Source organism: Arenicella xantha, from assembly GCF_003315245.1.
Classification (GTDB): domain Bacteria; phylum Pseudomonadota; class Gammaproteobacteria; order Arenicellales; family Arenicellaceae; genus Arenicella; species Arenicella xantha.
In genome coordinates this window covers 1,289,729-1,295,728 of sequence record NZ_QNRT01000002.1, presented here as the reverse complement: position 1 = coordinate 1,295,728, position 6,000 = coordinate 1,289,729, and the positions used below count along the sequence as shown (strand labels likewise).

5 protein-coding genes are annotated in these 6,000 nt (G+C 44.5%); 3 read left to right on the top strand and 2 right to left on the bottom strand.

The genetic code is table 11. The features are described from left to right. Nucleotides 1–22: 22 nt before the first annotated feature. Together DFR28_RS19715 and DFR28_RS11425 are read right to left on the bottom strand one after the other, a co-directional pair. Nucleotides 23–190: a hypothetical protein gene (locus tag DFR28_RS19715; protein ID WP_170132072.1), complete on the bottom strand. Its 168-nt coding sequence runs from the start codon at nt 188–190 to the stop codon at nt 23–25. 305 nt (nt 191–495) lie between these two features. After that, nucleotides 496–1,455, bottom strand: a complete 960-nt coding sequence (locus DFR28_RS11425) for a transposase (RefSeq protein ID WP_113954436.1) — start codon at nt 1,453–1,455, stop codon at nt 496–498. Between the two features lie 399 nt (nt 1,456–1,854). Between DFR28_RS11425 and DFR28_RS11420 the strand changes: the two genes are divergently transcribed. The 3 genes from DFR28_RS11420 to DFR28_RS11410 all read left to right on the top strand — a co-directional run bounded on the left by DFR28_RS11420 (nt 1,855) and on the right by DFR28_RS11410 (nt 5,821). Then, nucleotides 1,855–2,526 (top strand): class I SAM-dependent methyltransferase, encoded by a 672-nt coding sequence (locus DFR28_RS11420; RefSeq protein WP_147251005.1) that lies wholly within the window; start codon nt 1,855–1,857, stop codon nt 2,524–2,526. A 936-nt stretch (nt 2,527–3,462) separates the two neighbouring features. After that, nucleotides 3,463–4,185: a DUF1566 domain-containing protein gene (locus DFR28_RS11415; RefSeq protein WP_113954434.1), complete on the top strand. Its 723-nt coding sequence runs from the start codon at nt 3,463–3,465 to the stop codon at nt 4,183–4,185. 442 nt (nt 4,186–4,627) lie between these two features. After that, a complete protein-coding gene (locus DFR28_RS11410) occupies nt 4,628–5,821 on the top strand; it encodes an MFS transporter (RefSeq protein ID WP_113954433.1) in 1,194 nt (397 codons plus the stop codon). The last annotated feature ends 179 nt before the right edge of the window (nt 5,822–6,000 follow it).

Here is a 6,000-nt window from a genome sequence, read left to right as displayed (position 1 = left end):
GGTTTGGGACTAAGTTTGCTGACTAGAGCAGTGAGTTTGTGGCGGGTATGCGTTGATAGTGTCGATCCGAGTAAACTTGCCTTACCATGATCTCAGACCCAACCCATTGGCCGAATTGTTGTTCGAACTGGGTAGTCAAAATTAGCCAAGCATCACGATCGAGTGTCAAGCGCTCAAGAATCGGTGGCATCGAAGATTCAATTTTTACACGTTTTCCCTCATGTAGAATTCGCCCTGTCCAATCAAGCAGTTCGAGATAGTCTCGCAACACATAAGGTAAGCCTTTTTTCTCTCAAAAAAACAAAAAGGACAGGCATGTTAAGGAGAGATATTAACTTGATTTTCGATCGCGAATTGCGAGTAAATATACTTGTCTGTCGCCCAAAGCTCAGATTTTCTGAGTTCAAACTCGATAAATCCAGTGTGTTTGAAATGGCTAGGCGAGCGCCGTTCTCGCCACCGGCGATTGGGTCGGTTTGGGACTAAGTTTGCTGACTAGAGCAGTGAGTTTGTGGCGGGTATGCGTTGATAGTGTCGATCTGAGTAAACTTGCCTTACCATGATCTCAGATCCAACCCATTGGCCGAATTGTTGTTCGAACTGGGTAGTCAAAATTAGCCAAGCATCACGATCGAGTGTCAAGCGCTCAAGAATCGGTGGCATCGAAGATTCAATTTTCCCACGTTTTCCCTCATGTAGAATTCGCCCTGTCCAATCAAGCAGTTCGAGATAGTCTCGCAACACATAAGGTAAGCCTTTTTTCTCTGGATTAGATCCAACGAATTGCTCTATGGAACGGTTTGGTTTTTGTTGGTTCTTCAGAGCGTCGACTCTGGCTTTTATGCAGGTGTGTTCCGATGTCTCAGGCGTGTCGGCCATTTTCGCTCGAACCGGGTTTAGGTCAACGTAGGCCATACATGCAAGTAGGGCTCGCTCATCCAGCAGGGCCTGACTCTTAAATCGACTCTCCCAGAAATGGCCTGTGCAGTTGTCTTCTACATTGGCCTTTCGAGCAATCGATTCGTTCACCACTTTCATGAACCATGATAGGCTTGATAAGCGCTCACGCCATGTTTGGATGTCACGATAAAGCACCGCAGTTTGCGCGGGTAGTAGCGTCTGTCTGTTTATATAGCATTGCGATAAGTAGGTTCCTCTAAAGAGCGTATGCCAGCGTTGAACCACCTCGCGGTTACTCCAATGCGCGGCGTCGTCTGGCCGAAGATGTACGACCACATGGTAGTGGTTGCTCATCACCGCATACGCACATAGCTTGATCGAAAACACGGTCGCAACATGATGCAGTTTGGACTCTAGCCATTGTCGACGATGTTCGTAATCGGTCTCAGTGTAATGGTCGTAGCCGCATAAAAAAGCACGTCGAACGCATCGTGAAACGCAGTGGTAATAAGGAGTGTCTATAGGCGACCCTAGCGTGCTCCGTGGTTGAGTCATTCCGTAACTCCAGTTTATTTCCTTGTTTGACTAGAGTGACATTTTGAAGGGCTGTTTACAAGTACTGCTATGGATGTCCTGATAAGCCCATTGGGTATAGAATCGAGATTTGACAGGTTCTTTCAGCGTTTGAAAACCAAGGGTGGCTCTCCCGTGCCACGTTGTGTTAGCCACCCTGAATTTACCTCGGTCCACCGACCACTTCTCCTAAACGATGCAGGGTCATTCCTAGGTTGGGGATAATTGCCCGAATGAAAGGGGCCACTTCTGATACCATGTAGATTTGCCTGTAATCAAAACAAAACCGCTAAATTTGTTTTCCTCTTTCAATCATGAAAACGTACAGTGTGATATTTTTGATTTATGTTAGAAGGGGTTATTGAAAGGTATATATAGGAAATGAAAAGTGAAAATAGTCATGCTGGTTCTTATGCGTCTAAATTTAGGCGTAGAAGAATGGAGAAGCTAGCAAGTTTGATAGAGATTAAGAAGCTACAGGGCGTGTCTGTGCTTGATATTGGAGGCACAAAAAACTTTTGGGAAATGAACTTAGAATATTTACCTAAAGGAGCAATTTCTGAAATTGATATCGTAAATTTACCGCCTCAAGACAACGCTGAATTTGACTTGAATGGGGTCATGTTGAGATTTTATGGTGGCGATGCTTTAGATGAGGCATCTTTTCGAAAACAAAACTATGATCTGGTGCACTCTAATTCGGTTATCGAACATGTAGGTAACTTATCATCCCAAAAGAGAATGTCCGAATCTATACAAAGATTAGGGACTTTTTATTGGGTGCAATCCCCAGCTAAGGCGTTTCCATTAGAGCCGCATTTCTATGTGCCTTTTTTTGCGTATTTACCACTAAGTCTGCGCGCAGCACTCTTAAGGCGGTTTAATCTAGGGTTTCATAAAAGAGAACCTGATTGGCTGCAATCAAGAATAACGTGTGAAGATACACGGCTACTGACTTTAAGAGAGTATAAGTGCTTGTTCCCCCAAGCAGAGATACTCTCTGAGAAGGTAGCCTTTTTTACAAAGTCGTATACTGCAACAAATTTAGCATAATAAAATCCAACCGTTCAATATTGTTTTTTGGCTGATTAATTTTATTTTTTACACTACCGGACAAGACTATTTATACAACCTATTTATTACGGTCGATGATGCGAACAATGTCCTTGGGTTGTCTTTTGCATTAGGGAGCTTTGCTTTGATTTGGCCTTGTCTCTGGGTGATGTTTATATATCGCAGAAAATATGTAGGTTTAGTGGTGGCTAAGAAAGCTCAGCTTAAAAGAGCGAGCAGACATGCGAATATTCTGTACACTGCGGTTGTTTTTCTTGCACTCTTAGCGGGATACTTTTATGCAAGTTTAAGAGGTGTATCGTGGTCGTTTTGAACATGCCAATAATACTGGACTTATATGGATACCTCAATAATATCAAGCCAAGCGAATCCTAAAACCAGCATACGGCTGAGCTTTAAACCATTCCCCAACCACTAGGAATCAGCAATATCGTGCCTGATGAGGAGGTTTGTATTCCAGTTAGGACTAAGATTGGGGCGCTTGCGTTAATCTGTCTATAGTGACACTAGTTGGAGAGCTGCCCCCATCAACCGCATAATCCTGATTCATTCATGGTTCCCTTCGAAGATTAGTCTACATTAGGTATATAGGTTGAAATATTTCTTTAGAATTTCAACTAGATAATGGCTTATTGAACGATGTGAAATAACTAGAAAGTCCAGAATGTATAAGGGCCAAGTCTTTGATTTAGAGTCGAGACAACCATAGATCAAGCGCCTGATCCCTGCCGGGTCTTTGGCAGTTAACGGGTCATATGGCCCTTTTGTGAAAGAGAAATAGTTTGCTATGGTTTCCAACGCAACGGGTTATTACTTAGATCAAAAAGCATTGATAGGCATTTCACCAGAAAAGTTTCACGATACTCCATGCTATGGATCACCCGTTTGAGAAGCACAGTGTGTATAAATTAATTAATGTCACTTATATACCAGCCGCCACTCAACTCTAATGTGCAATTTAAGCTGAGTCGAAGCAAGATTAATTTCACTCTTTCTAAAGTAATCCGCTCTAATGCGACAGAAATAACGAAGAATATGAAAACAAGTTATTACACTAAAGGCGCCCTAGTTTTATTTTCACTATTTTTTACAACTGTCTTAGCGGCGCAGAACAAAGTAGTTGTTATTCCCATGGCAGGGGATGATCTTCGAACAGTATATGAAATTGGCAAGACAGGCCCAGCGGGTGGTATTGTAATTCATGTAACAGATGGCGGCCTGCACGGCTTAGAAGCCTCTCATGAAGATCAAAGTGCGAGCGCAGAATGGGGTTGTTTTGGTATTGATATATTGACTATGCCAAATATAAGTTCCGCTGCTACTCCAGACCCTAATACAGGCGCATATAATACACAGCAGATTATAGCTACTGGATGTGGTGCATCGTCGGCTGCAGCGGTAGCTAGCGCCTATATGGGCCCCAATGGCATTACCACGGATTGGTATTTGCCTAACAAAGAGGAGTTAAATTTATTATACAATCAAAAACACGTTGTGGGCGGTTTTGCCAGTGGCGGCTATTGGAGTTCGTCGGAGAGTAGCAGTGGCATGGTTTGGATCCAGCTCTTCGATGATGGCGTTCAGCTCGGTAGCGGTAAGAACTTCCCACTCAGTGTTCGTGCTGTTCGGGCTTTTTAATTATTTAACAATTTTTCCCCGCCGCATGCGGTGCGATTTTTTTGCGATGGCACTTTATTGTGAGCTACAAGTGTATCGAGATACGTATCAGTTAATTCTGAAAATTTTCGAGTGTACTAAAGACAAAGACTTTCCAAATACCGAATATAGGAGGGTCCGGTCTTTGATTTAGAGTCGAGACAACCATAGATCAAGCGCCCGATTCCTATCAGCACAAAACCTGATAAAAGAATGACGAGGAGGCGACTGTGTACTATGTCTCGAGGGACTATTCACTTACGCTATAATAGGTGAGCCTGTAAAGCGGCTTGCTGGCCTGGTCTCAAGCGGGCACTGTTCTTTACTAAGAAAGTTAACTTGTCAGTGTCGCGCGGTCGCGTCGGAAAAGTCATATGGTCTCATGTCGTTTTGTTAAGTTAACTTGTCAGTACCTTCTCAGGCAATGACACAAATCCATCCTGCTAACGTTTTAGCTAAACGCACACTCTTGTTCGCTTCGGCAACAATAGGGTTTGCGCAAACCGTATTATTTGCAATATTAGCGCCGCTCGGAAGAGAGGTTGGGCTAGTGGAGGTGCAGATTGGTGCGATTATTTCTTGCTCTTCCTTAACTTTGTTCTTGGTCAGCCCGCTGTGGGGGCGTGCCAGTGACAGCTGGGGTAGACGAAAGGTCTTATTGATAGGCTTGTTTGGGTACTCAGCCGGAACAATAGTGTTTGCGGGTGTGTTTCAAATGGCGCTGCTTGGCTACTTCATTCCGGTAACTGCGCTGGTTTTATTAATTATAACCCGAGTAGCTAACGCTACCGCAATGGCTGCCGTGTCGCCAGCAACGAATGCCTATATGGCCGATATTACGACGGTAAAAGATCGTATCAAGGGCATGGGGGCCATTGGCGCAGCCTTTAATATGGGGTCTATCTTGGGGCCTGCCATTGGCGGCTTACTTGCCAGTATTAGTTTACTTACGCCGCTGTATTTCTCCGTTTTCTTGACGCTGTTTGCGGCGGTGTTAACGCTTTACACTTTGCCTGAGCGGCCAATCTCAATCGCGACAAAAAAGCCTCCGAGACTCAAATATACCGACCCGAGGATTTTTCCGATCGTCGTCGCTGGAGTCTTTCTGTTTATGGGGTTTGCCATTGTGCAACAGACTATCGCGTTTCGTTTTCAAGATGTGCTGGGGCTTAGTGGTGTCGATACCGCCAAAATTGTCGGGGTTAGCTTGATGTTTTCGGCGGCAGCCGCACTATTTGTGCAATTGATCGTTATACCTCGATTGTCGATGAGACCTTTTGTTTTGCTCAGGGTTGCGATGCCTATAATGATGATCGCTTTCGGCATCTTGGCATTGAGCCACACTCAGATCATGTACTTAGTATCTATGTGCATTCTCGGAATGGGTATGGGCCTCGCTGGGCCTGGGTTTATGGCGGGCGCATCGGTTGCTGTGTCGTCTAAGGAGCAGGGCGCCGTAGCTGGAATCGCCGGTTCTTGTCCGGCTCTGGGTTTCACGGTGGGCCCGTTATTAGGCACATATTTATATTCAATCGAGGGAGCCTTGCCGTATTGGTTTGCCTTTGGCAGTTACTTTATATTGTTTTTTATTACGCTTAAGTTTAAAGACAAAAAATAAGGCTTCTGAGTGTTTGAGGGGCTTGGTGCATTGTCGAAAAGGGTGGCGCATTGGTAATACGCCCTTTGGTATTGCATGCTTCAACACAATTGAAATATGGTAGGCAGCGAGTTTTACATTTTGTATTCGGACCCAGAAGACTATCCAACAGTGCCGAGTGGGCTGTAGAGTCTTCTCTA

Excerpts from the sequence above, each read along its gene's own strand:
- DFR28_RS19715 (WP_170132072.1), bottom strand. The coding sequence starts at position 190 with ATGCCACCGATTCTTGAGCGCTTGACACTCGATCGTGATGCTTGGCTA.
- DFR28_RS11425 (WP_113954436.1), bottom strand. The coding sequence starts at position 1,455 with ATGACTCAACCACGGAGCACGCTAGGGTCGCCTATAGACACTCCTTAT.
- DFR28_RS11420 (WP_147251005.1), top strand. The coding sequence starts at position 1,855 with ATGAAAAGTGAAAATAGTCATGCTGGTTCTTATGCGTCTAAATTTAGG.
- DFR28_RS11415 (WP_113954434.1), top strand. The coding sequence starts at position 3,463 with ATGTCACTTATATACCAGCCGCCACTCAACTCTAATGTGCAATTTAAG.
- DFR28_RS11410 (WP_113954433.1), top strand. The coding sequence starts at position 4,628 with ATGACACAAATCCATCCTGCTAACGTTTTAGCTAAACGCACACTCTTG.